The 23,739-nt window shown below is 70.6% G+C and carries 22 protein-coding genes and 1 riboswitch; of the genes, 6 read left to right on the forward strand and 16 right to left on the reverse strand.

Annotated features, from left to right (window positions below; translation table 11 throughout):
- Positions 1-34 precede the first annotated feature (34 nt).
- Positions 35-123: riboswitch (cobalamin riboswitch) on the reverse strand.
- 47 nt (positions 124-170) lie between these two features.
- Genes BLT28_RS16690 through cobJ form a run of 3 tightly spaced genes read left to right on the forward strand, consistent with a single transcriptional unit; the run spans position 171 to position 3,417 of the window.
- Positions 171-1,325 (forward strand): hypothetical protein, encoded by a 1,155-nt coding sequence (locus BLT28_RS16690; protein ID WP_043812814.1) that lies wholly within the window; start codon positions 171-173, stop codon positions 1,323-1,325.
- A complete protein-coding gene (locus tag BLT28_RS16695; protein WP_030431561.1) occupies positions 1,322-1,948 on the forward strand; it encodes a precorrin-8X methylmutase in 627 nt (208 codons plus the stop codon). Before BLT28_RS16690 ends, BLT28_RS16695 begins: the two co-directional genes overlap by 4 nt.
- Complete coding sequence (gene cobJ / locus BLT28_RS16700) at positions 1,945-3,417, forward strand: precorrin-3B C(17)-methyltransferase (protein ID WP_030431562.1); 1,473 nt, start codon at positions 1,945-1,947, stop codon at positions 3,415-3,417. Before BLT28_RS16695 ends, cobJ begins: the two co-directional genes overlap by 4 nt.
- On the opposite strand, the gene BLT28_RS16705 is transcribed toward cobJ, so the two are convergent.
- On the reverse strand, positions 3,392-4,132 hold the full coding sequence (locus tag BLT28_RS16705) for a cobalt-precorrin-6A reductase (RefSeq protein WP_030431563.1): 741 nt from the start codon (positions 4,130-4,132) through the stop codon (positions 3,392-3,394). The two genes, cobJ and BLT28_RS16705, sit on opposite strands and share 26 nt — an antisense overlap.
- 17 nt (positions 4,133-4,149) lie before the next feature.
- On the opposite strand from BLT28_RS16705, the gene BLT28_RS16710 reads away from it, so the two are divergent.
- Entirely contained in the window at positions 4,150-5,220 is a 1,071-nt protein-coding gene (locus tag BLT28_RS16710) for a cobalt-precorrin-5B (C(1))-methyltransferase (protein WP_030431564.1), read from the forward strand.
- On the opposite strand, the gene cobM is transcribed toward BLT28_RS16710, so the two are convergent.
- From cobM to BLT28_RS16725, 3 genes are read right to left on the reverse strand one after another with little or no spacing between them, the layout of a single operon-like run.
- Positions 5,217-5,960 carry a precorrin-4 C(11)-methyltransferase gene (cobM, locus tag BLT28_RS16715; protein ID WP_030431565.1) on the reverse strand — a complete coding sequence of 248 codons (744 nt, stop codon included), beginning with the start codon at positions 5,958-5,960 and terminating at the stop codon, positions 5,217-5,219. The two genes, BLT28_RS16710 and cobM, sit on opposite strands and share 4 nt — an antisense overlap.
- On the reverse strand, positions 5,957-7,207 hold the full coding sequence (gene cbiE / locus BLT28_RS16720; protein ID WP_231950808.1) for a precorrin-6y C5,15-methyltransferase (decarboxylating) subunit CbiE: 1,251 nt from the start codon (positions 7,205-7,207) through the stop codon (positions 5,957-5,959). The genes cobM and cbiE overlap by 4 nt, the downstream gene beginning before the upstream one ends.
- A gap of 9 nt (positions 7,208-7,216) precedes the next feature.
- Entirely contained in the window at positions 7,217-7,933 is a 717-nt protein-coding gene (locus BLT28_RS16725; RefSeq protein ID WP_162184886.1) for a S1 family serine peptidase, read from the reverse strand.
- Positions 7,934-8,049: 116 nt separating this feature from the next.
- Between BLT28_RS16725 and BLT28_RS16730 the strand changes: the two genes are divergently transcribed.
- Positions 8,050-8,412 (forward strand): DUF2203 domain-containing protein, encoded by a 363-nt coding sequence (locus BLT28_RS16730; RefSeq protein ID WP_030431568.1) that lies wholly within the window; start codon positions 8,050-8,052, stop codon positions 8,410-8,412.
- A 48-nt stretch (positions 8,413-8,460) separates the two neighbouring features.
- Here the strand turns inward: BLT28_RS16730 and BLT28_RS16735 are convergent, their stop codons facing one another.
- The 9 genes from BLT28_RS16735 to BLT28_RS16775 all read right to left on the reverse strand — a co-directional run bounded on the left by BLT28_RS16735 (position 8,461) and on the right by BLT28_RS16775 (position 19,969).
- Positions 8,461-9,243, reverse strand: coding sequence for a hypothetical protein (locus BLT28_RS16735; RefSeq protein WP_156051292.1), 783 nt, complete (start codon positions 9,241-9,243; stop codon positions 8,461-8,463).
- Positions 9,244-9,366: 123 nt separating this feature from the next.
- Positions 9,367-10,050, reverse strand: coding sequence for a Crp/Fnr family transcriptional regulator (locus BLT28_RS16740; protein WP_030431570.1), 684 nt, complete (start codon positions 10,048-10,050; stop codon positions 9,367-9,369).
- Positions 10,051-10,122: 72 nt separating this feature from the next.
- The gene (locus BLT28_RS16745) at positions 10,123-10,809 is read right to left on the reverse strand and encodes a sirohydrochlorin chelatase (protein WP_030431571.1); all 687 of its coding nucleotides are present in this window, start codon (positions 10,807-10,809) and stop codon (positions 10,123-10,125) included.
- Positions 10,806-11,936, reverse strand: coding sequence for a uroporphyrinogen-III synthase (locus BLT28_RS16750; RefSeq protein ID WP_030431572.1), 1,131 nt, complete (start codon positions 11,934-11,936; stop codon positions 10,806-10,808). Before BLT28_RS16750 ends, BLT28_RS16745 begins: the two co-directional genes overlap by 4 nt.
- A complete protein-coding gene (gene nirD / locus BLT28_RS16755; RefSeq protein WP_231950809.1) occupies positions 11,933-12,298 on the reverse strand; it encodes a nitrite reductase small subunit NirD in 366 nt (121 codons plus the stop codon). The genes BLT28_RS16750 and nirD overlap by 4 nt, the downstream gene beginning before the upstream one ends.
- Positions 12,295-14,787: a nitrite reductase large subunit NirB gene (gene nirB / locus BLT28_RS16760; RefSeq protein ID WP_030431574.1), complete on the reverse strand. Its 2,493-nt coding sequence runs from the start codon at positions 14,785-14,787 to the stop codon at positions 12,295-12,297. The genes nirD and nirB overlap by 4 nt, the downstream gene beginning before the upstream one ends.
- 96 nt (positions 14,788-14,883) lie before the next feature.
- Positions 14,884-16,197: a NarK family nitrate/nitrite MFS transporter gene (locus BLT28_RS16765; protein WP_043812819.1), complete on the reverse strand. Its 1,314-nt coding sequence runs from the start codon at positions 16,195-16,197 to the stop codon at positions 14,884-14,886.
- A gap of 311 nt (positions 16,198-16,508) precedes the next feature.
- Entirely contained in the window at positions 16,509-17,939 is a 1,431-nt protein-coding gene (locus tag BLT28_RS16770) for an FAD-dependent oxidoreductase (protein WP_030431576.1), read from the reverse strand.
- Positions 17,936-19,969, reverse strand: coding sequence for a molybdopterin oxidoreductase family protein (locus tag BLT28_RS16775; RefSeq protein ID WP_030431577.1), 2,034 nt, complete (start codon positions 19,967-19,969; stop codon positions 17,936-17,938). The genes BLT28_RS16770 and BLT28_RS16775 overlap by 4 nt, the downstream gene beginning before the upstream one ends.
- A 304-nt stretch (positions 19,970-20,273) precedes the next feature.
- Between BLT28_RS16775 and BLT28_RS16780 the strand changes: the two genes are divergently transcribed.
- Positions 20,274-21,584: a S41 family peptidase gene (locus BLT28_RS16780; RefSeq protein ID WP_081900547.1), complete on the forward strand. Its 1,311-nt coding sequence runs from the start codon at positions 20,274-20,276 to the stop codon at positions 21,582-21,584.
- Here BLT28_RS16780 and BLT28_RS16785 read toward each other — a convergent pair.
- The 3 genes from BLT28_RS16785 to BLT28_RS16795 form a co-directional block, all read right to left on the reverse strand.
- Entirely contained in the window at positions 21,530-22,477 is a 948-nt protein-coding gene (locus tag BLT28_RS16785) for a nucleoside hydrolase (RefSeq protein ID WP_052407728.1), read from the reverse strand. The two genes, BLT28_RS16780 and BLT28_RS16785, sit on opposite strands and share 55 nt — an antisense overlap.
- 13 nt (positions 22,478-22,490) lie before the next feature.
- Positions 22,491-22,895: an SsgA family sporulation/cell division regulator gene (locus tag BLT28_RS16790; RefSeq protein WP_030431580.1), complete on the reverse strand. Its 405-nt coding sequence runs from the start codon at positions 22,893-22,895 to the stop codon at positions 22,491-22,493.
- 136 nt (positions 22,896-23,031) lie between these two features.
- Entirely contained in the window at positions 23,032-23,736 is a 705-nt protein-coding gene (locus BLT28_RS16795) for an ABC transporter permease (protein WP_043812940.1), read from the reverse strand.
- Positions 23,737-23,739 lie beyond the last annotated feature (3 nt).

The raw sequence follows: 23,739 nt of genomic DNA on the forward strand, positions 1-23,739 counted from the left end.
CCTCGCCCCGGCTCGTGTGGGCACAGCGCCACCGGAGTTCCTGGCTCCCCTTCGCAGGGTGACAGTGGCGGGACCGCGCCGGATTCGCACCGGCTTCCTCCCTGTGTCGCCGTTCGCAGTGACCATACCGACCTTCGCCACCGTTCCCGAGCAGCAAGTAGCATCCGCCCGTGCCAGCCGACGCCCCAGCCGACCGCTCGCGCCGGGACGCCTGCCCCGGCGCGGTCACCGTGCACAGCGCGGCCGACGGCGGGCTCGCGCGGATCCGGGTACCGGGCGGCACCATGACCGCGCCCCAGTTCCACGCCGTCTTCGCGGCTTCGGCGGCGCTCGGCGACGGGCAGCTGGAGCTGACCTCGCGGGCGAACATCCAGATCCGCGGGCTGCGGCCGGGGGCGGAGGCGAAGCTGGCGGAGCGGCTGCGGGAGGCCGGGCTGCTGCCGTCGCTGAGCCACGAGCGCGTGCGCAACATCATCGCCTCACCGCTCGGCGCGGACCAGCCGCTGGTCGACGAGCTGGACCGGGAGCTGTGCTCGTGGCCGGAGCTGGCCGGGCTGCCCGGCCGCTTCCTGATCACAGTGGACAGTCAGGGCGATGTGAGCGGGCTCGGCGGCGACGTCGGCCTGGCGCGCGTCGGACCGGACTGGGCGCTGCTGCTGGCGGGCCAGGACACCGGCGTGCGGGTGCCGGAGAACCAGACCGTGACCACCGTGATCGCCGCCGCGCAGGCGTTCCTGGTGGAGCGGCGGCAGCAGGGCTCGACCGCCTGGCGGCTGCACGAGCTGACCGAAGGGCCGCAACGGATCCTGCGCCGGTTGGCCCTGCCGGTCACCCGGCGCAGGCTGATGGTCCGGCCCGCCGTGCCGTTGCGAACGGGTTTCGCGACCCCGAGGACGCTGGTCGTCGGCGCGCCACTGGGCAGGCTCGACGCGGCTCAGTGCCGGGAACTGTTGCGCGCGGCGGGACCGACGCTGCGGCTGACCCCGTGGCGCAGCGTCGTGCTGCGCGGGGTGGAGCCGTCGACGATCATCGGCCGCGACCTGATCACCGACCCGAACTCGCCCTGGCACGGTGTGACGTCGTGCGCGGGCAGGCCGGGTTGCGTGAAGGCGCTGGCCGACGTGCGCGCGGACGCCGCCGCCTGGCTGCGCGAGCGACCGGAGCCGAGCACGCAGCGCGTGCACTGGTCGGGTTGTTCGCGCCGGTGCGGCCGCCCCCAGGGGCAGGTGATCGACGTCGTCGCCACCGAAGAGGGCTATGAGGTCAACGAGAAGCTGACCACCGACACGGCCGCGGCGCTCGCGGTGGCCAGGAGGAACACGTGACCGGGTACATCAAGGACGGGGCGGAGATCTACCGCCGGTCCTTCGCCACCATCCGCGCCGAGAGCGACCTCAGCGGGCTCCCGGACGACGTGGCCAGGGTGGCGGTGCGCATGATCCACGCGTGCGGGATGACGGACCTGGTGCGGGACATAGCTTTCTCACCTCGCGTGGTCGCGGATGCCCGCGCGGCGCTGCAGGCGGGCGCGCCGATCCTGTGCGATGCCAACATGGTCGCGGCCGGTGTGACGCGCAAGCGGCTGCCCGCCGACAACGAGGTGCTGTGCACGCTCGGCGATCCGCGCGTACCCGCACTGGCAGCGGAGATGGGCAACACTCGCAGCGCGGCGGCGCTGGAGCTGTGGCGGGACAGGCTCGACGGTGCCGTGGTGGCGATCGGCAACGCGCCGACCGCGCTGTTCCACCTGCTGGACATGATCGCCTCGGGGGCGCCCCGCCCGGCCGCGGTGCTGGGCGTTCCGGTCGGCTTCATCGGGGCGGCGGAGTCGAAGGAAGCACTGGCGGACAACGACCTGGGGCTGGAGTACCTGGTCGTCCGTGGTCGCCGCGGTGGCAGCGCGATCACCGCGGCGGCCCTCAACGCGATCGCGAGCGAGGACGAATGAGCGGGCGGTTATACGGCGTCGGAGTCGGTCCGGGAGACCCGGAGCTGGTGACGGTGAAGGCGGCGCGGCTGATCGGCGCGGCCGATGTGATCGTCTACCACAGCGCGCGGCACGGGCGCAGTGTCGCTCGCGCGATCGCCGAGCCCTACCTGCGCGGCGACCAGATCGAAGAGCAACTGGTCTACCCCGTCACCACGGAGGAGACCGATCACCCCGGCGGCTACCAGGGCGCGATCGACGAGTTCTACGAGTCCTGCGCGCAACGCCTGGCCACGCACCTGGAAGCGGGCCGCGACGTCGTGGTGCTCGCGGCGGGTGATCCGTTCTTCTACGGCTCCTACATGCACATGCACAAGCGGCTCGCGCACCGCTTCCCCACCGAGGTCGTTCCCGGCGTGACCTCGGTGAGCGCCGCGTCGGCGGAACTGGGGCGGCCGCTGGTGGAGCGGGACGAGACGCTGACCGTGCTGCCCGGGACCCTGCCGACCGAGGAGCTGGCCGAGCGCATCGCCGCGACCGACTCGGCGGCCATCATGAAGCTGGGTCGCACTTTCACGAGCGTCCGGTCCGCTTTGGACACCGCGGGCCGGCTCGGCGACGCGTGGTACGTGGAGCGGGCGACCACCGGCAAGCAGCGCATCTCGCCGTTGGCCGACGTCGATCCCGCGACGGTGCCGTACTTCTCGGTGGCGATCCTGCCCAGTCGCGCGCACCTCCCGTCCGCGCGCCCGTCCGGAGCGGGTGAAGTGGTCGTCGTCGGGCTCGGTCCCGCCGGGCGCGAGTGGATGACGCCGGAGGTCCGCGAGGCCATCGCGTCCGCCGACGACCTGGTCGGCTACGTGACCTACATCGACCGCGTGCCACCGAACCCGCGTCAGCGCAGGCACGCGTCGGACAACAAGGTCGAGGCGGAGCGAGCGGCGTTCGCGCTCGACCTGGCCAAGCGGGGTTCGCGGGTCGTCGTCGTGTCGTCGGGCGATCCCGGCGTGTTCGCGATGGCCAGCGCCGTGCTCGAAGTGGCGGGCGAGGAGCAGTTCGCCGATGTGCCCGTGCGGGTGCTGCCCGGGCTCACCGCGGCGCAGGCGGTGGCGAGCCGGGTGGGCGCGCCACTGGGCCACGACTTCTGCGTGCTCTCGTTGTCGGACCGGTTGAAGCCGTGGGAGATCATCGCCGAGCGGCTGACCGCGGCCGCACGGGCGGACCTGGTACTGGCGATCTACAACCCGGCTTCGCAGAGCCGGACCTGGCAGGTGGAGCGGGCCAGAGACCTCCTGCTGGAGCACCGGTCGCCGGACACCCCGGTGGTGATCGGCCGTGATGTCGGCGGGCCTTCGGAGTCGGTTCGCGTGCTGCGCCTCGCCGATCTCGACCCGTCCACAGTGGACATGCGTTGCCTGCTGCTGATCGGTTCCTCGACCACCCAGGTCCGCGACGGGGTGGTGTTCACTCCGCGCCGCTATCCCGCATGAGCCATGCCCGCGCCTCGGCGACGGTCGTCACTTCGCGGACGCCCTCGGGCAACGGCGGGCGGCGGAGGACCACGACGGGCAGGCCGAGATGACGCGCCGCCACGAGCTTCGCCGCCGTCATCGGGCTGCCGCTGTCCTTGGTGACGATCACGTCGATCGCGTGCTCGCGGAGCAGCTCGATCTCACCGTCCACAGTGAACGGTCCACGGTCGAGCACAACATGCGTCCGGCGCGGTTGCCCGTCCGGGGCGTCGACCGAACGGACGAGGAAGAACTTGTCCAGCTCGGCGAAGGCGTGCAGGTCGCGGCGGCCTGTGGTGAGGAAGACCCGGTCCCCCAAGGACTTCACCGCCTCTGCGGCCTCGTTGATCGAGTTCACCCAATGCCAGCGGTCGCCGGGTTCCTCGGTCCAGCCGGGCCTGCGCAGCACGAGGAACGGCACACCGAGGCGCGCGGTGGCTTTGGCGGCGGATGCGGTCATCGTGGCCGCGAACGGATGCGTGGCGTCCACCACGGCATCGATGTCGTTGTCGGCGAGCCAGGCCGCCAGGCCCTCGACTCCGCCGAACCCGCCGATGCGCACTTCGCCGACCGGCAGCTTCGGTTCGCGGACCCGCCCGGCAAGGGAGGAGATCACCCGCAGGTCCGGGTGCAGCTCCTCGGCGAGCTGCCTCGCTTCGCCGGTCCCACCCAGGACCAGCACGGTTCTCGTCACTGTTGCATCCTGTCCCGGTGAGCACCGATCTGCGCTACGGCTGGACGACGGGGGCGTGCGCCACGGCGGCGACCACCGCCGCCTACACGGCGCTGCTCACCGGCGATTTCCCCGATCCGGTGGAAATCCTACTGCCCAAGGGACAGCGTCCTGCCTTCGCTTTGGCGCGTGAGCGGCTTCTGCCGGATGCCGGTTACGCCACGATCGTCAAGGACGCGGGTGACGACCCGGACGTCACCCACGGCGCGCTGATCTCCGCGACGGTGTGGCACGGTTCACCGGGAACAGGTGTGGTGTTCCGCGCCGGGCCCGGAGTCGGCACGGTGACCAAGCCCGGGCTTCCGCTGGCTGTAGGCGAGCCCGCGATCAACCCGGTGCCACGCCAGATGATCCGCGAGCACGTCGCCCGCGTCGCCGACGCGCACGGTGGCTCCGGTGACGTGGTCGTGGAGATCTCGGTGGACAACGGCGAGGAAATCGCCAAGCACACGTGGAACCCTCGACTGGGGATTCTCGGTGGACTGTCCATTTTGGGCACAACGGGGATCGTGGTGCCCTACTCGTGCTCGGCGTGGATCGACAGCATCCGGCGCGGTGTGGACGTCGCGCGGGCAGCGGGCTACCAGCACGTCGCGGGTTGCACGGGAAGCACGTCGGAGAAGGTCGCCGCGGAGCTGTACGGCCTGCCGGAGGACGCTTTGCTGGACATGGGGGATTTCGCGGGCGCCGTGCTGAAGTACATCAAGCGGCATCCCGTGTCCAGGCTGACCATCGCGGGCGGCATCGGCAAGATGTCGAAGCTCGCGGACGGCCACCTCGACCTGCATTCCGGGCGCTCCCAGGTGAACCACGAGCTGCTGGCCGATCTCACCGCGCAGGCGGGCGGCTCCGCCGAGCTGGTCTCCGCGGTCCGGGACGCGAACACCGCTCTCGGCGCGTTGCACCTGTGCCAGGAAGCCGGACTGCCACTGGGAGATCTCATCGCGGCAGGTGCGCTCGCCACGTGTCGCGGTGTTCTGGCCGAGGCTCCGGTCGCGGTCGACATCGTGGTGATCGACCGCGCCGGAGTGGTCGTCGGCCGCGCCTAGCTCCGGCAGCGCGCCGCCGAATACAGGTGGCTGTCGAGGAATCCGCTCGCGGTGAGCACCTTTCCGACCACGATCACGGCGGTGGTCCGGATGCCCGCGGCGTGCACCTGTTCGGCGATGTCGGCGAGGGTCCCGCGCAGGATCACCTCGTTCTCCCGGCTCGCCCAGGCCACGACGGCGACCGGGCAGTCCGCGCCGTAGTTGGGCAGCAGCTCCGCGACGACCTCGTCGATCCGTTGCACGGCAAGGTGGACGACCATGGTGGAGCGACTGCGGCCGAGCGAGGTCAGATCCTCGCCATCGGGCATTGGCGTGGAACGCGCGGACGTCCTGGTGAGGACGATGGTTTGGCCGACGCCGGGCACCGTGAACTCGCGCTTGAGGCTCGCGGCCGCAGCCGCGTACGCGGGAACGCCGGGCACGACTTCGTAGGGCACACCGGCGTCGTCGAGGCGGCGCATCTGCTCGGCCATGGCGCTGAACAACGACGGATCGCCGGAGTGCAGGCGCGCCACGTCCTTGCCTTCCCCATGCGCCGCAACGAGTTCCGCGATGATCTGGTCCAGGTTGAGCTTGGCGGTGTCGATCACGCGCGCGTCCGGCGGACACAGCTTCAGCAGCTCGTCCGGCACGAAGGCGCCCGCGTACAGGCACACCGGTGCGGACTCGATGACCCGTTGACCGCGCACCGTGATCAGGTCGGCCGCACCCGGCCCGGCTCCGATGAAGTACACGGTCACGTCGGTTCTCCCTTGGTAGCGATCCAGATCGTCACGGGCATCATCGCCCGCCAGCCGGTGAACCCGCCGACCGGCGAGCCCCTGCTGACCGCGAGGCGCACCAGCTCTCCGCCCAGTTCGGCGTGCCAGCGCGCGAGTGCTGCTTCCGACTCGACTGTGACCGCGTTGGCCACCAACCGTCCTTGCGGCTTCAGCGCTTCGAAGCAGCGCTCCACCACACCGGGCACCGTGACGCCGCCGCCGATGAACACGGCTTCGGGTCGTTCCTCCGGCAGCGCGTCGGGAACTTCGCCTCGCACCACGTGGATCGCAGGCACACCAAGCTTTTTCGCGTTCTCCGTGATGCGGTCGGCGCGCTCGGGGTGCTTCTCGATGGCGATGGCGCGGCAGCTCGGATGCGCACGGGACCATTCGATCGCGATGCTGCCGGCGCCCGCGCCCACATCCCACAACAGCTCGCCGGGGCAGGGCGCGAGCATGGCCAAGGTGACGGCACGGACCTCGCGCTTGGTCAGTTGGCCGTCGTGGTCGTAGGCGTCGTCCGGAAGGCCCGGAACGGAGGAGAGCTTCGGCCCTGCGCACTCCACGGCGATCACGTTGAGCGCAGCGCACTTCTCCTTCCAGGCCGCCGCGGTGGAGCTGATCTTGCGTTCTTCTGGGCCGCCGAGGTGTTCGAGCACCGTCATCGCGCTGGCGCCGTATCCGCGCGCTGTGAGCAGTTCCGCGACCTCAGCCGGCGTGTTGCCGTCCGCGCTCAGCACCATGACGCGGCGGCCGGGGTGGAGCGCGGCGTTCACCGACTCGACGGGTCGGCCCACCGCGGTGATCACCTCGACCTCGTCGAGCGGCCAGCCGAGGCGCGCACAGGCCAGTGAGACCGACGAGGGGTGCGGCACGACCCGCAACCGTTCCGGGCCGACCAGCCTCGCGAGGGTCGAGCCGATGCCGAAGAACATCGGGTCACCGCTGGCCAGAACGCAGATCGCCTTGCCGCGGTTGGCATCGAGCAGACCGGGCAGCGCGGGCAACAGCGGAGACGGCCAGCTGACCCGCTCGGCGGCAGTGTCGACGCTCGATCCCGCGACCGGATCTTCGGTGGGGACGAGCGCGAGCTGCCGCGCGCTCCCGAAGAGCACATCGGCGCCCAGGACGAGGCGCCGCGCGCTCTCCGGAAGCCCGTCCCAGCCGTCAGCACCGATCCCGACGACACTGATCGGTGCTCGGGCGGAGACGACGTCAGCTTCCACGCGACGACCCTATGTCAGCTGAGCGCTGATCCAGTCCGCGTAGTGAGCAACACTGCTCCCGACGGTCGGGTAGCGCAGCTGCCCGCAGGGCGCCACACCCCACGAGATCACGCCGACGAGCTTTCCGCCCGCGTACATCGGCCCGCCGTTGTCGAAGATGCAGGCGCCCTTGCCCTCGACGCCTCCGACGCACAGCGCGCCCGCACCGACATGACCGACGCCCTCGTAGTTCGCCACGCAGGTCTCGTGCTGGACCGGCCGCACGGTCACCTTTCGCAGGGAATGCGGCGGCCTGCCGTTGCGGTCGTGCCCCCATCCGGCGAGGACGACGTCACCGGTGGGCTGGGCGCGGCCGAGTTCGACGGGCCGAATGCGCTTCGTCGTGGCGACCTTTTCGGACAACCGTATGACCGCGACGTTGTTCGTCAGCTTGGAGCTGTCATATCCCGGGTGCACGACGACCTTTTCCACGCCGACCGTGCGCTGTCCCGGCGCGGCCGCTCGCAGGGAATGCCCGCCCAGTACCACTTTCAGCGTCGCGGGATCGGGCTGCCGCACGCAGCTCGCGACGGTGAGCACGTGCTGTTCACCGATCAGGATCGCGCCGCAGGCGAACTCGCCGACCTCCTGCACGTATGCGGCGGAAGGGAATTCCCCCGATCTGGCCGCGTTCCCGCCGACGACGGCGTTCGCGGTGACGGCGGGAAGCACTACCGCCGCTGTCAATGACGAGACTGCGATTGCGAGGACCTTTCGGCGCACGGCGGCGGTTTCCCTTCGAACGGCGCGAATATCTCCTCCGTGAGTATGGCGAACATCGTCGGGGATGGCATGCTCGGGGCATGGCTCTCTTTACGGTTGACGAGGCGCGCGCGGAGCTGGACCGGCTCCAGCCCGTGTTGCGGGAGATCGTGGCCGTACGCGCCGACGCCGCCGAACTCGCGGGCACGGTCGCGGACGGCGGCCGGTCGGTGCGCCTCGGTGGACTGCCGGAGTTCAAGGCGGCGCAGGCGAAACTCGACGATCTGATGACACGGGTGCAGGAGACGGGCGCCGAGCTCAAGGGCTTCGCGCCGTTGCTGGTGGAGTTCCCCGCCGAGTTCGACGGCGTCCCCGTCCTGCTCTGCTGGCTGGAGGGCGAAGCCGAGCTCGGCTGGTACCACCGCGCCGACCTCGGCTTCGCCGCCCGCCGCCCCCTCCCCTGACCCGCGCAGGCGGGCCGACCTGACCCCGCCTGCAGGTCGGCCCCGCGATCAGGTGGCCTTCGTGTGGTCCCCGGTGTGCGGAACGGATCCGTTCACCGCGGCACTCTCCCCTGGTGCCACCGTGATCGGGCTCGTCGTGATCGGGGCCGGCCGCGGCCGCGTGGTCGGCTGCTGGGGCAGGGGAATCGGTTGCGGCACCGGCGCCGCGGCCGTGACCTGGGCCTGGGCGAGGACCTGGTCGGCATCCATACCGGGCAGGTGGATCCACGCCAGGTCCTGGTAGGTGGCACTGTCGATGGGCACGGGTGCGCACCGGGCGGGCGGGACCTGCATGATCCGGAACGGCTCCACGACGTTGTGCCAGACCCACCGGGAGACCACGAGCGCGGCTCCGACCTTGTCCCCGCACGGATCGGTCGCCATGCACTGCGCGACGGCCGCGCGGAAGGCCGGGGCGTCGAGCAGCCTGCTGGCCACGATGTAGGGCCGGTGGTAGTGCCCCTCCTCGCGCATCGGTCCACAGTGGACGGCCATCCGGGCGCGCAACGGGATGCGGTGCTCGCGGTTGCGCCAGCGCAACAGGTGGTCGAGGTGGAACAGCATCTCCACCAGCCGCGCCGCGGCCTCCTCGGCGTAGGCGAGCAGGACGCCGTCGCCGGTGTGCCGGGCCTGCACCGCGGCCGCGCGGTCCAGGCCGACCGCGCGCAGTGCCCGGTCGAGGTGGTCGTCCAGGTCGGTCTTCATGCTGTCGAGCTGGTCGTCGGCTACCTGGGTCGAGCTGACGACGTCGACGGCGAGCACGGCGTGTGTCGCGGGTACCTCCACTGCCACAGTCGCTCCCTCCACGCGTCTGCTTACGCAATGCATGGGGGAAGTCTCTCCGGCACCGATCCGCCGGACTCCCGAAAAGTGGGGAATTGTGGACAAAGGTCCTTGCGCTAACGGGTGATGTGATCAGGACTGGGTAAAAGCGCGCAGCGCCGGGAGATCAAGAATCACCATCGTGCGATAGCGGGTATCCACCAGGTTCAGCTCGCGCAGGCGGCGCAGCGCCAGGTCGACCGAGGTCTCCGAGGCGGGAAGGCTCTGCGCGAGATCGCGCTGGGACCACGGGAGGTCGATCCGCCAGCCGCCCTCGGCGAGGGGTTTCCCGTTCTCGGCGACCAGGTCGAGCAGGCGCCGCGCCAGCCGATAGGTGACATCGCCCTGGGTTTGTTCGAGCCGTTGTTCATTGGCATATGCCAGCCTGGCGAAGTTCATCATCAGCGTTTCCCGGCGGGCGTCGTCGTAGTCGGCGAGAAACCGCCGGAACGCCTCGGCGCTGATCCTGCGGACCTCGACGTCCTCGACCGCGACCACGTCGGCCATCCTCGGCCGTTCTCCGAGCACCGCCATCTCCCCGTAGAGGTCACCCGGCTGGCCGAGGGCGAGCACCACCTCCGAGCCGTTGCGGCCCCGCGCCACCACCTTGACCCGCCCGACGAGCAGCAGGATCACGCTGTCCCCCGGCTCGCCCGCGTGCAGCACGGGGGCGCCGCGCTTGTAGGACTGCAGGGTGCCCAGGGTCCGCAGGTGCGCCGCGGTGCTGGCGCTCAGGCGTTTCGCGAACACCGCGGGCGTTGGGGTTGCCTCGTCCATGCCGCCTCCCGGGCTTCGACGAGAGGGCTTCGCGCCCCCGCAAGCCACCACGGAGAGTACTGGAACAGCTACTCAGGCAGTCGCCCGATAGCTCCGCGCGGAGCGGTACCGCCGCATGATCACGTCGACGACGCGGGGGTGCGCGCCGAGCGGTGCCGCGACGAGGTCCGGCTCCGCCGCGGTGATCGAGCGGTGGAACAACCCGGGTGCCAGCAGCCAGGAGGCCACGGCGATCCGAGTGCCCCGTGCCCGCAGGTCGGCCACCACGTCGGGCACCGCGGGCCGGGCGGTGGTGACATACGCCTGATGCACCGGCGTCCCCAGGCGCAACGCCAACAGGGTGGCCGCGCGCCGGACTTCGTGGAGCGCGTCCTGGTTGGAGGACCCCGCCGCAGCGAAGACCACGGCGTCCCCCGGGCGCCATCCCGCGGCCAGGAGGCGGTCGTGGGCAGCCGCGACGATGCCGGGCTCGGGTCCGAGTGCCCGTGTCACCACCACGTCGGGCCGCTCAGCCGCGGCGATCTCCGCGGGGATGTCCACGCGGACGTGATAACCCGAGGAGAGGAACGCGGGCATCACCACGCACGGACCGGGCGGAAGATCGCCCAGTACCGCGGACAGCCTGGGATGGCAGACGTCGGCGTAGGCGACGGAGACCGGGATCTTCGGCAACCGCTCGCGCACCGCTTCCGCGATGCGCTCGACCATGCGTGTCCCCGCGGGGTCACGTGTCCCGTGCGCGACCAGGACCAGGGTCATCCGGCACCTCCGTTCGGCCCGGTCTCCACCGGTAATCGGTAGCCGCGCTTGACCACGGTCTGCACGAGCCGGGGTTCACCGAGGGCGGTGCGCAGCCGCCCGATCGCGGTCTCCACCGCGTGCCCGTCACCGGTTCCCGGCAGCGCGCGAAGCAGCCGGTCCCGTGGCACCACGCGCCCGGCGTCTTCGGCCAGCAGCCGGAGGACGGACATCTGGGCCGGAGCGACCGGGCGGAACCGACCGTCGACGAGCACCGCGCGGCCCCGGATCTCCAAGCGGCGACCGGCCACGCGCAGGCGTTGGGCTCGTGCGGGCAACTGCTCGGCGAGCAAGCGCACCAGCCCGCCGATGCGTGCGCGTTCCGGTCGCGAGCTCGGCACGCCGACCGCTTCGAAGGGCGCCGCGCACACCGGGCCGACGCACGCGGCGAACACGTCGTCGCGCAGCGCCGCGCACAGCTCGTCGTGCCTGCCGTTGGCCTTGGCGCGGGCCAACATGCTGCTCACCGCGGGAGCACTGGTGAAGGTCACCGCGTCGACCGCACCACCGAGCACTCCGTCCACGAGCCGGTCCAGCGGATCGGTGTTCGCGGGTGGGACCCATCGGTACACAGGCACCTCGACGACCTCGGCGCCCGCGGACCGCAGCGCGTCGACGAAGCCCGGCAACGGTTCGCCGTGCAGCTGGACGACGATCCGCTTGCCGTTCACGCCGCGGTCGATCAGGTGCCGCAACAGCTCGGCGTTGGACTCCGACCCGGGCGACCAGTCTTCGACCAGACCGGCCGCGCGCACCGCACCCTTCGCCTTGGGGCCCCTGGTGAGCACCGCCGCCCGGCTCATCCGGTCGAGCAGCGCGCCCGCCAGTCCCCATCCTTCGGCGGCTTCGAGCCAGCCCCGGAAGCCGATCGCGGTGGTGACCACGACCGCGTCCACGGCGTCAGCGAGCACCGCCCTGGTCGCGGCGAGGAGTTCGGCGTCGTCGGGCAAGGGGACGATCCGGATCGCCGGGGCGTGCACCACCGTCGCCCCGCGCCGCTCCAGCAGCGCGATCAGCTCGTCGGCGCGGCGGGCCGCCGTCACGCCGATGGTGAACCCCGCCAGCGGTGGGGCGGTGGTGGGTGTCATCGCCCGCTCATCTCCTCCACCGCCACCTCGATCACGCCGTCCACGACGCGGGCCGGGTAGACCGGGATGGAGACGAGGGGATCGTCGACGCACTCGCCGGTGCCCAGGTCGAAGGTGTGTTTGAGCATCGGCGAGATCACCACCGGCCGCCCCGCCCGGTCGCCCAGGATGCCGCGGGAGAGCACGGCCGCCCCGGTGCAGGGGTCGACGTTGCCCACCGCGTGCACGGAGCCGTCGCTCGTCCGGAACAGCGCGACCTGGCCGCCGTCCGGCAGCAGCGCCGCCGATCCGCGTTCCGGCCACAGCCGCGCCTCCGGGCAGATCCGCAGCCAGGTCAGCCGAGGGGCCTCGCTCGTCGTCACGTTCGTACCTCCGGAACTCCCAGTGGAACGGGCACCCGCTGCCCCCGTTCGGTGCGGAAGGAGATGGTCGGGTCGGGCGTACCGGGCGCGTTGACGAAGGAGGTGAACCTGGCCAGTTTCACCGGGTCCTCCAGCACGCCCCGCCACTCGTCGGCGTAGGAGTCCACGTGCGCCGCCATCGCCCGTTCGAGGTCGTCGCAGATGCCGAGGCTGTCCTCGACGATCACCTCGCGCAGGTGGTCGAGGCCGCCTTCCATCGCCTCCACCCACGCCGACGTGCGCTGGAGCCGGTCCGCGGTGCGCACGTAGAACATCAGGAACCGGTCGATCAGCGTGAGCAGCGAACGTTTGTCCACATCGGACACAAGAAGATCGGCGTGCCGGGGGGTGAACCCGCCGTTGCCGCCGACGTAGAGGTTCCAGCCGTTCTCCGTGGCGATGACGCCGATGTCCTTGCTCCTGGCCTCGGCGCACTCGCGGGCGCATCCCGACACCGCGGCCTTGATCTTGTGCGGGGCGCGCAGGCCCCGGTAGCGCAGCTCCAGCTCGATCGCCAGGCCGACGGAGTCCTGCACGCCGTAGCGGCACCACGCCTCGCCGACGCAGGACTTCACCGTGCGCAGGGCCTTGCCGTAGGCGTGACCGGACTCGAAGCCCGCGTCCACCAGCCTGCGCCAGATCAGCGGCAGCTGGTCGACGGTCGCGCCGAAGAGGTCGATCCGCTGCCCGCCGGTGATCTTGGTGTAGAGGGCGAAGTCGCGCGCCACCTCCGCGATCGCCAGCAGTTTCTCCGGGGTGATCTCGCCGCCGGGGATGCGCGGCACCACCGAGTACGTTCCGTTGCGCTGCAGGTTGGCGAGGAAGTGGTCGTTGGTGTCCTGCAGCGCCGCCTGCTCGCCGTCGAGCACGTGCCCCGAACCCAGTGACGCGAGGATGGACGCGACGGTGGGCTTGCAGATGTCGCACCCCCGGCCCCGGCCGTGCCGGGCGAGCAGGGCGCTGAAGGTGCGGATGCCGGTCACCCGCAGGATCTCGAACAGTTCCGCGCGCGAGTGGTCGAAGTGCTCGCACAGCGCCTTCGACTGCTCCACGCCGCACGAGACCAGCACCTGCTTGAGCAAGGGCACGCACGAGCCGCAGCCGGTGCCCGCCTTGGTGCAGGCCTTGAGCGCCGGGATGTCACGGCACCCCGCGCCCACCGCCTCCTCGATCGCGTTCTTGGTCACCGCGTGGCAGGAGCAGACCTGCGCGGCGCCCGGCAACGCGTCGACGCCGAGCGCCGGTGCCCCGCCCGCGGGCGCGATGAGCGAGCCAGGCTCCGCGGGGAGCGCGCGGCCGACCAGCGGGCGCAGCGAACCGTACGCGGAGGCGTCACCGACCAGGACCCCGCCCAGCAACGTGCTCGCATCATCGGAGACAACAAGCTTCTTGTAGACACCGGCGACGGGGTCGTTGTGCACGACTTCGAGAGCACCGGGGGTGACACCGTGGGCGTCACCGAAGCTCGCGACGTCCACGCCGAGCAGCTTCAGTTTGGTGGACATGTCGGGCGTGGAGAACGTCGCGTCCCCGCCCAGCAACCTGTCGGCGACGGTCTCCGCCATCGCGTAGCCGGGGGCGACCAGGCCGTAGGCGCGGCCTTCGAAACTGGCGCACTCCCCCACCGCCCACACGTCCGGGTCGCTGGTGCGGCCGGACTCGTCGACGACCACCCCGCCCCGCTCCGCCACGGTGAGCCCGGCGGCGCGGAACAGCTCGTCCCTCGGGCGGATGCCCGCGGAGAACACCACGAGTCCGGTGTGGATGGTCGTGTCGTCGGAGAGCCGCACCAGCAGGCCGTCCTCGTGCCGGACCACCTCGGCAACCGACACTCCACAGTGGACTTGCAGGCCCATGTCCTCGATCGACCTGCGCAGCAGCGCACCGCCGCCCTCGTCGACCTGGAGCGGCATCAGCCTGGGCGCGAGCTCGACGACGTGGCCGCGCAACCCCAAGCCGCGCACCACGTTCCCGGCTTCGAGTCCGAGCAGGCCACCCCCGACCACCACGCCCGTGGTGCGACCGTGCGCGGCGGCGCGGATGGCGTCGAGGTCGTCGATGGTGCGGTAGGTGAAGCAGCCGGGCAGGTCCCGTCCTGGCACGGGCGGTACGAACGGGGAGGAACCGGTCGCCAGCACGAGCGCGTCGTAGCCGAGGACATGACCGGTTGCCGTCCGCACCGCCCGCGCCGCCCGGTCGATCTCCACCACGGGGTTGCCGAGCCGGAGGTCCACACGGGGGTCATCGGAGAACTCGGCACCGTCGAGCTGGAGGCGGCCCGGATCCCAATCGTCCACATAGGACGAGAGAGCGACGCGGTCGTACGCGGGGCGGTCCTCCTCGGCGAGCACGGTGATCCGCCACGCGTCGCCGGCGTCCCGCGCGCGCAGCGCCTGCACCAGCCGGTGGCCGACCATGCCGTGCCCGATGACCACGAGGTGCCTGCTCATCGACGTCCCTCCCGCCGTTCGGCCGGGTTCCACCGCTCATGCTGGTGGCCCGGGGTTTCGTGTTGTTCTCCCGCGTGTGACGCCGCCGTTAACCCGTCACACCCGTGCGTAGGCCAGGCTCGGCACGCGCGTCACCAGAACGCGGCTGCGCAGGTAGCACCACCAGGTCACACCGACGCAGATCAGGTAGAAGACCAAGAACCCGTACAGCGCACCGGTGATGCCGCCGGTCGCGGCGATGGAGACGCGGAAGCCCTGGCTGACGAAGAACCCGCCGAAGGCACCCACGGCCCCGGCGATGCCGATCGCCGCCGCGGCCTCCCGCCGGGCCCTCGCCCTGGCCTCGGCACCGGCCTGGGCGGCGAAGATCGCCGGGATCATCCGGTAGGTGGAGCCGTTGCCGATACCGCTGGTGACGAACAGCAGCAGGAACGCGGCAAGGAACAGCGCGAAGTCGCCCGAGCGCAGCCCGGCGACGACCAGCAGCGTCGACGCCCCCATCGCGAGGAAGGTCCACTGGGTGACCCTGGCCCCGCCGAGCCGGTCCGCCAGCCAGCCGCCGAAAGGCCGCGACAGCGAACCGACCGCCGCGCCCAGCCACGCGTAGTGCGCGCCCTCGATCTCCGGGAACTGGGTCTGGATCAGCAACGGGAGCGCTCCGGAGAAGCCGATGAACGAACCGAAGGTGCCGATGTAGAGGAACGACACCACCCAGGTCTGCGGTCGCGTCGCCGCGCGCGCCTGGGACCTGAAGTCGGCCTTCGCCCCTTCGAGGTTGTCCATGAACAGCAGGGCGCACACGGCGGAGAGCACGATCAGCGGCAGGTAGAACAGCCCCGCGTAGACCAGGTGCACGCCCGTGCCCAGCGAGATGATCACCGGAACGAGCAGCTGCGCGAGCGCGACGCCGAGGTTCCCGCCCGCCGCGTTCAGGCCGAGCGCCAGGCCCTTGCGCGACTCCGGGTAGAAGTAGGAGATGTTCGCCATCGAGGAGGCGAAGTTCCCGCCGCCGATCCCGGCGAGCGCCGCGGCCAGCAGGAACACCTCGAACGGTGTCCCCGGCGTCGAGACGCACCAGATCATCAGCCCGCACGGCACCAGCAGCAGGGCCGCGCTGACCGCCGTCCAGTTGCGCCCGCCGAAGCGCGGGACCGCGAAGGTGTAGGGCAGGCGCAGGGCCGCGCCGAGCAGGCTGGGCACGGCGACCAGCCAGAAGCGCTGGTCGACGGTGAACGGGAACCCCGCCTGCGGCAGGCTCACCACGATCACGCTCCACACCGTCCAGAGCGAGAACCCCAGGTGCTCGGCGAGGATCGAGAACCACAGGTTCCGCCGGGCCACGCGCTTGCCCGTGCGCTCCCAGAACTCGGGGTTCTCCGGTTCCCAGTGCTTGATCCATCGACCGCTCATACACCCTCCCTCGGTTCTGCTGCCCCGACGCTAGGAAACGGGCGTTACCCGTGTGCGGCCGCTCGTGACGGCCATGCGAATTCAGGCTCACACGGCGGAAAGAGGTGCGGTGAGCTTGTTCGCGGATCTGTGGATGGACCACCTCGATGTGGACAACTCAGCCGCACCTGCCCCGTTCTCGCGCGTCGTTGTCGGGGGGCTCTGGGAGAATTGATTCGTGGGGGTCCCCCTCGCGCGGGCGCGGCACGAGGTGGACGAGGCGGCGGAGTCCTTGTGCGGCACGGGGAAGGCCGCCGGAGCGAGGCGGAGGCTCAGGCGGGTTCCTGGGCGGAGAGCCAGTCGGCCAGGCCGCAGACGGCGTCGCGGCAGCCGCCGCAGCCGGTGGTGGCGCGGGTCGCGTCGGCCAGGGCGCCGGTACTGCGGGCACCCGCGCGCCACGCGGACACGAGCTGCCCCTTGCTGACCGTGTTGCACCGGCAGATCACGGCGCTCGCGGGAAGGTCGGCGGGGCCGGCCTGCGCTGGGGACGGCAAAGCCCGGCCCAGCAACAACGCCAGCCGGTCCGCGGGGGCCGGCGCACCGCGGTCGTAGAGCTGGGTGATCACCGCGGCGGCATCGGGGGCGCCGAGCAGGATGGCGCCGGTCACCCGGTCCTCGCGGAGCACGAGCTTGGCGTAGCGGCCGCGCGCGGGGTCCTCCAGACGCAGCACCTCGGCGCCCGGCTCGTCCGGTTCGGTGTGCACCTCGCCGAGCGCCGCCAGGTCGATGTCACGGGCCTTCAACCTGGTGACCACCGGTGTGCCGAGGTAACGCGAACTCGGGTCAGCACCGGTGAGCAGGTCGGCGAGCACGACCGCCTGGTCCCACGCGGACTGGACCAGACCGGACACGGTTCCGGGGTGCTCGGCGCAGTCGCCTAGCGCGAAGATCCGCGGATCGCTCGTGCGCAAGGCGTTGTCGACGACGACACCGCGATCGACGGTGAGACCGCACGAGCGGGCCAGCTCGGTCGACGGACGCACTCCGGCGGAGACCACGACGAGGTCGGCGGGTACGTGGCTGCCGTCGTCGAGCTTGAGGCCGTCACCGGGTAGGTACCGGGTCGCGAGCACGCCGAGCCGCAGCTCGATCCCCAACGTGCGCAGGGACTTCGCCAGCGCGGCACCGGCCTGCGGATCGAGTTGCCGCTCCATCAAGTGATCGACAGGGTGCACGACCGTGACGAGATTCCCCCGGCCCGCCAGGCCCCGCGCGGCCTCAAGCCCGAGCAAACCGCCGCCGAGCACGGCAACCGGCGACCCGGGCGCGGTGGCTGCGACTATTCGCGCGCAGTCGTCGAGGGTGCGGAACGTGTGCACGCCCTGCGCCAGGGCGCCGCCATCCGTGCGGAGCCCCTCGGTCGGCGGCACCCACGGGGCGCTGCCCGTGGCGAGGACCAGCGCGTCATAGGGAAGCGTTTCCCCATCCGCGAGGACCACCTCACGGATCGATCTGTCCACAGAGGACACCTCGGTGTCCAGACGCAGATCGACGTTCTCGGCGCCGCGCAACCGAACTGCGTCAGGGGTGAGCGATCCGGCCAGCACAGAGGACAGCAGCACGCGGTTGTACGCGGTGTGCGACTCCGCGCCGACGATCGTCAGTGCGACGCGCTCACCGTCGGGGTCACGACGCCGGACTTCCTCGGCCAGTCGCGCCCCGGCCATGCCGTAGCCGACGACGACCACTCGCCTCGGACTCATGTCACCGCCTCCAGTCGGACCGCGCACACCTTGAACTCGGGCATCCTGCTGATCGGGTCGAGCACGGGATTGGTGATCAGGTTCGCCCGCTGGTCGCCGGGGAAGTGGAACGGCAGGAACACCGTGTCGGTCCGCATTCCCGGAACGCACCGGACTTTCGCGAGCACTTCACCGCGCCGGGAACTGACGCGCGCCACATCGCCTTCCCCAAGACCGGCCCGGCCCGCGGTATCGGGGTGCACCTCGACGAACGCCTCCGGCACAGCCGCGGTCAGCTCCGGAATCCGACGCGTCTGCGCACCGGATTGGTAGTGCTGCAAAACCCGTCCCGTGGTCGCGCTGAGCGGGTAATCGTCATCGGGAAGTTCCGCCGGCCCTCGGTGGTCCACAGCAATCATTCGAGCCTTGCCGTCCGCGTGCGCGAATCGATCGAGGAACAGCCTCGGTGTGCCGGGATGCGTCTCATCAGGGCATGGCCAGTGCAGGGCTTCTCCGGCACGCAAGCGCTCGTAGCTGATTCCCGCGTAGTCGGCGGCACCACCCGCGCTCGCCTTGCGCAGCTCCGAGAAAACCGCTTCCTCATCGACCGGGAACCGTTCTGCCGGTTGCCCGAGCCGCACGGACAGCTCGTGCAGCACTTCGAGATCAGTGCGTACTCCGGGCGGTGGTGTGACAGCACGACCGCGGAGGAGAACACGCCCTTCCAGATTGGTCATCGTGCCCCCCTCCTCCGCCCACTGCGTCACCGGAAACACAACGTCGGCCAACACTGCCGTTTCCGACAGGACGAAATCGGCGACCACCAGGAAGTCCAGGGCTGCCAAGCGTTCCGCGACATGCGCGGACCGCGGGGCGGACACCGCGACATTGCTGCCGAACACCATCAGCGCACGCGGCCCGGCTCCCAGGGAATCGAGCAGCTCGTACGCCGACTTTCCCGGACCGGGCAAGGATTCCGGTTCGACTCCCCACACTTCCGCGACGTGTTCGCGCGCCGCCGGGTCGTCGATCTTGCGGTAACCCGGCAGCTGATCGGCCTTCTGACCGTGCTCCCGGCCGCCCTGCCCGTTTCCCTGGCCCGTCAGGCACCCGAATCCGGAGCCGGATCGTCCCGGCAGGCCCAATGCGAGAGCGAGGTTGATCCACGCCGAAACCATGTCGGAGCCGCTGGCGTGCTGCTCAGTCCCCCGCGCGGTGAGCACATAAGCGTTGTCAGCACGGGACAGTACGGCCACCGCGCGCCGCTGGTCGGCTGCGGAAACACCGGTGACCCGCTCCACCTGTTCCGGCCACCACCGTGCTGCTACTTCCCAGGTTTCCTCGAAGCCGACCGTGCGCCGGCTCAGGTAGTCCTTGTCCACATGCCCTTCCGCCACCGCGACGTGAAGGAGCCCGAGCGCGAGTGCGAGATCCGTCCCGGGAGTCGGAGCGAGGTGCACCGCGGCTTGTTCGGCGGTGGCGGTGCGGCGCGGGTCGACCACCACGAGCCCGCCCGCGTCGATTGCCCGGCGAAGGTGCTGGACGAACGGCGGCATCGTCTCGGCGACGTTGGCCCCGATCAGCAGCACCGCGTCGGCGTTCGCCAGATCGGTCACCGGGAAGGGCAGTCCGCGGTCGACGCCGAACGCGCGGATGCCCGCCGCCGCGGCGGACGACATGCAGAACCGCCCGTTGTAGTCGATCTGCGAAGTGCCGAGCGCCACTCTGGCGAACTTGCCGAGCAGATACGCCTTCTCGTTGGTCAGCCCACCGCCGCCGAACACCGCGACCGCGTCCGGGCCGTGTTCGGCGCGCAACTCCTGAAGCCGTTGCGCGACATGGTCGAGCGCGTCCTCCCACGAGGCCGGTTCACCCTTGACGAGCGGAGTCGTCAGCCTGCCCGGGGTGTTCAGCAGCGCGGCCGAGGTCCACCCCTTCTGACAGAGACCACCCCGGTTGACGGGGAACTCCCGCGGCTCGACCACCGGACCGGGCTTGATCGTCATACCGCATTGCAGGGCGCAGTACGGGCAGTGTGTCGGAGTCGGCACGGGTCACCCCCTTCGCTGTCTGGACGCTAGGAGGCCGCGGTTATCCGGAGGTGGCCGTGTGTTTCCACCAGGCAAACTTGTCCGCACCTCGGCGAGGCGGGACTTGACAGCTCGGGACCGCTCCCGAAAGGCACGCATACGGTCGACCGCGGAGTGGTACGCGACGAACAACGCTTATCTGCACGCCCAGCTCGGTGGGTTCACCACTGGGGAATGTTCGCTCACATCGGTCACCAGCACGCAGACCACGCAGGAATGGCGGGCCACCGCGTGGGCCTCCTGCTATCGCCCGTAGGTTGGGGGCATGGATCTCGTGTGGCCCGCGGGCGCGGAGTTCGACGACCGCGCCCTTCTCCTCTCCGACGCGCTGCCGGTGATGGAGTTCGAACTCGGCGTCCCGGTGCGATTGGTGCGCGAGGACCCCGGAACCGGGCCGCGATGGCTGTGCCGAGTCGACCCCGATCACGACGGTCCGGCCGTGTTGCGGCGCAACGGCGATCTCATTGAATCGGTTGGTCGCACGCTCGACGAGATGTGGGAGACGTTCAGCCTGCGGCACACCTGGTTGCGAACCGGGCAGGACACCTACGCCGTGGATGCGGCCGATCTCACGGAAGCGGTCGACCGGATCATCAACGAGGTCCGTTTCAGCTACCCCGCCTTCGCCCTCCGCGGCCTGGACTGGGATCAGCTGTGCGAGCACTACGCGCCCAAGGTCCTCACGGCGGACGATCCCTTCGCGGTGTGCCAGGAATGGGTCGCACAGCTCGGCGACGCCCATACCGCCGTGCACGCCGCTCCGCGCCCGCTTCCCCTTCCCTACAAGGCATTCCGCTCGACCTTCACGGATGTTCCCGAAGGAAGTGCGGCGTGGGAGGCCGGAGTTCGTCCGGGATGGCGACTGCACGCGCCGCACCACGACGACATCGCGCGGCGCACGGGAGCTTCACCGCACATGCTCCCCTACCTGATCGGCAGAAGACTGCTCTCCTCGACGGGAAGCCAGCAATGGCGGGCATTCGGGCCGGGGGGTGAAGACGTCACGTGGACCGAGAAGCCGACCGGACTGCCCTTCGGCGACCTCGTCACCTGGCAGGAGGACGGCCGGATCAGGATCAAGCAATGGGTCGCGAACTCGGGGATCGCGGAAGCGCTCGACACCGCGCTGACGGAACTGGGTGACTGCGCGGAGCTGACGCTCGACCTCCGCGGGAACGCCGGCGGGAACGTCGTGCTGGCCTGGGCGACGCGGGACCGTTTCCTCCGCGAGGAAACCGTTCTCGGCTCAGTGCGCTACTGCATCGACGGAAAGCTCAGCGATCCGGTGCCCATGATCGGCACGCCCTCGAACGGCGTGCGCTGGGGAGGAAGGCTGACGGTGCTCACCGACCCGATGACCTACTCCGCGAGCGAGGATTTCCTGTTGGGGCTCCAAGGACTCGACCACGTCAGGGTGGTCGGCGAACCGAGCGGCGGCGGCAGTGGGCGGCCGCGCACGGTGCGACTGCTCCCCGGCTGGACGCTGAACATCAGCACTGTGCTCACCTACGACCGGAACGGTCACTGCGTTGAGGGCTCCGGCATTCCGGTCAACGTTTCCAAACAGTGGCGGTAGAAGCGCGCGACATCGACCTTCTTGGCGCACTTGACCATTCGACCGGTCTCGGAACGCACTGTGCGTCCCTGGCTCACGCCGGTGGTCAGCACCTCGCAGCGCACGTCCTCGAACTCGCACAGATCGGGCTCTACGAGGTACGAGGTGGTGAGGCTGTCCCAGCAGCAGTAGGCGAAACCGGTGGTCTCGAAGCCGCCGAAGGTCATCGCCAGCAGCGACCCCGCGAGGTCGGTCAGCGGTGTGCCGTAGTGGCTGCCGAAGGAGCGCACGAACTCGGTCGTGATCGGCACCTGGTCGGTGGCGTCCAACGGGAAGAGCGTGATCGGGATGTCCGAGGCGAACACCCGGTGCGCCGCCCGCGGGTCCCAGTAGACGTTCCACTCGGCGGTGCCGTCGTGGTCGGGCTCGGCGACGTTGCCGGCCACGTCGATCGCACCGCCCATGAAGACCAGTTCGGCGATCTTGGACTCCACCGGGGGGTGCTCGTCCAGGCACCACGCGAGGTTGGTCAGCGGCCCGATCATCAGCAGCGTCACCGGTTCCGGCGCGGCGAGCAACCACTGCGCCAGCTGCTCGTGCGCGGGCAGCTCCGACACCCTGGTCCTGGGCTCGCGCTGGTTGAGCACGGGCAACGCGTCCGCGCGCAGGGCGTCCACCCGCCACTCCAGCGGGAACGGGTTGGGGCCCGCCAGGGTGCCCTCCGCGACCGGCACGTGGTGCGCGCCCGCCAAGTCCAGGATCTTGCGGGTGGCCGACACCGCGGGCTCGACCAGGCAGTCGGCCGGGGTGACCGTGACCCCTTTGAGCGCGATCCCGGAGTACCTGGTCAGCAACGTCAACGACAGCAGGTCGTCCAGCGCGCCGTCGTGGTCGAAGTAGATCGCTCGGGTCACCGGGGGATTATCGTCAGGCTTCGCCGAGCAGGGCCAGCTCCTGGTCGAAGTCGAACCACAGCGCTTCCTCGCCGGAGGGCACCAGCAGGTAGCTGTCGTTGAGGAAGTCCGCGAGCACCTCGGCGTCCGCGCCGAACCGGGCCTGACCGGCCGGGGTGCTGAACTCGATCTCCACGAGGTTCATCGGGCCCGCGATCGGCCAGAGCCGCACGTCGCCCTCACCGGCCTCGCCGAGCAGGCCGTCGGCGAGCAGGTCACGGGCCAGGAGCCACTCGACGCTCTTCCCGCGCACCGGGTTGAACAGCATGCGGATCGCGTAGGGGTCCCTGGTGGAGTACGCCAGCTCCACCTCCACGGTGACCGCGGGAGCGAGCAGCAGGTTGAACATCGTGGTGGTGCGGATCTCGTCGTGCTCCATGCCATCTCCCTCATCCGTCGTGCGGCTTCGGGGAGGAGACGCCCGGGCCCGCCGTGCTCTGACGCGGTTCGGGCCACGTCACACCCGATCGTGACAAAATGCGGCCCCGCTCACAGCGCGAGCGGGGCCGCCGTCCTCAGTTGGTGTCCCCGGCCAGCGAGAACGACCGCAGGCGATGGGTGGCGGCCACGGTGCCGAGCACCACGAAAACCCCGGCCATCACCGCGGCCGTGCCGACCGACAGGGTGCTCTGCAGGATCGGGTTGCCGCTGACGGTGTCGGTGATCGTGCTGGAGAACTGGCGCACGCTGAGCACCTTCGTGCCGTCGACGTAGGTGCCGAGCAGGTTCTCCCAGATCAGGATGTAGCTCATCCCGATGATCACCGGCCGCCGCGTCACCACGCTCAGCGCCAGGAACAGCGCCGAGTACGCCAGCGCCCCGACCGTCGCGCCCACGAACAGCGCTGTGCCCAGCGTGGCGCCGTCGGCGATGGCCCCGGCAACGCCGAGCGGGACGCCCGCGGCCACCGTGGTCACCAGCCAGGCCACCAGCAGCTTGGAGAGGATGATCTCCCGGCGAGGCAAGGGCTTGGTCAGGATGTGGGTGATCGTGCCGTCCTCGATCTCCAGGCCGAGCACGCTGCTGCCGACGATCAGCGCGGTCAGCGGCAGCAGCACCCCCAGACCCATCCCGTTGAGCAGCACCGGGGCCCACCGCTCCACCCGGACGCCGGTACCGCCTGCGAACAGGGTCAGCCCGATCAGCAGCACCGGGACCGGCAGCAGCAACAGCGCCCTGCGCCTGCCCAGCAGCGCCCGCAGGGTGATTCGAATGATCATGAG

The sequence above is a fragment of the Allokutzneria albata genome, assembly GCF_900103775.1.
GTDB classification, from domain to species: domain Bacteria; phylum Actinomycetota; class Actinomycetes; order Mycobacteriales; family Pseudonocardiaceae; genus Allokutzneria; species Allokutzneria albata.

What these genes read in the sequence shown, in the direction of transcription:
- BLT28_RS16730 (WP_030431568.1), top strand. Translation starts at nt 8,050, where the DNA reads ATGGCTCTCTTTACGGTTGACGAGGCGCGCGCGGAGCTGGACCGGCTC.
- nirB (WP_030431574.1), bottom strand. Translation starts at nt 14,787, where the DNA reads ATGAGCAGGCACCTCGTGGTCATCGGGCACGGCATGGTCGGCCACCGG.
- BLT28_RS16765 (WP_043812819.1), bottom strand. Translation starts at nt 16,197, where the DNA reads ATGAGCGGTCGATGGATCAAGCACTGGGAACCGGAGAACCCCGAGTTC.
- BLT28_RS16750 (WP_030431572.1), bottom strand. Translation starts at nt 11,936, where the DNA reads ATGACACCCACCACCGCCCCACCGCTGGCGGGGTTCACCATCGGCGTG.
- BLT28_RS16780 (WP_081900547.1), top strand. Translation starts at nt 20,274, where the DNA reads ATGGATCTCGTGTGGCCCGCGGGCGCGGAGTTCGACGACCGCGCCCTT.
- cobJ (WP_030431562.1), top strand. Translation starts at nt 1,945, where the DNA reads ATGAGCGGGCGGTTATACGGCGTCGGAGTCGGTCCGGGAGACCCGGAG.
- BLT28_RS16795 (WP_043812940.1), bottom strand. Translation starts at nt 23,736, where the DNA reads ATGATCATTCGAATCACCCTGCGGGCGCTGCTGGGCAGGCGCAGGGCG.
- BLT28_RS16745 (WP_030431571.1), bottom strand. Translation starts at nt 10,809, where the DNA reads ATGACCCTGGTCCTGGTCGCGCACGGGACACGTGACCCCGCGGGGACA.
- BLT28_RS16790 (WP_030431580.1), bottom strand. Translation starts at nt 22,895, where the DNA reads ATGGAGCACGACGAGATCCGCACCACCACGATGTTCAACCTGCTGCTC.
- BLT28_RS16740 (WP_030431570.1), bottom strand. Translation starts at nt 10,050, where the DNA reads ATGGACGAGGCAACCCCAACGCCCGCGGTGTTCGCGAAACGCCTGAGC.
- BLT28_RS16770 (WP_030431576.1), bottom strand. Translation starts at nt 17,939, where the DNA reads ATGAGTCCGAGGCGAGTGGTCGTCGTCGGCTACGGCATGGCCGGGGCG.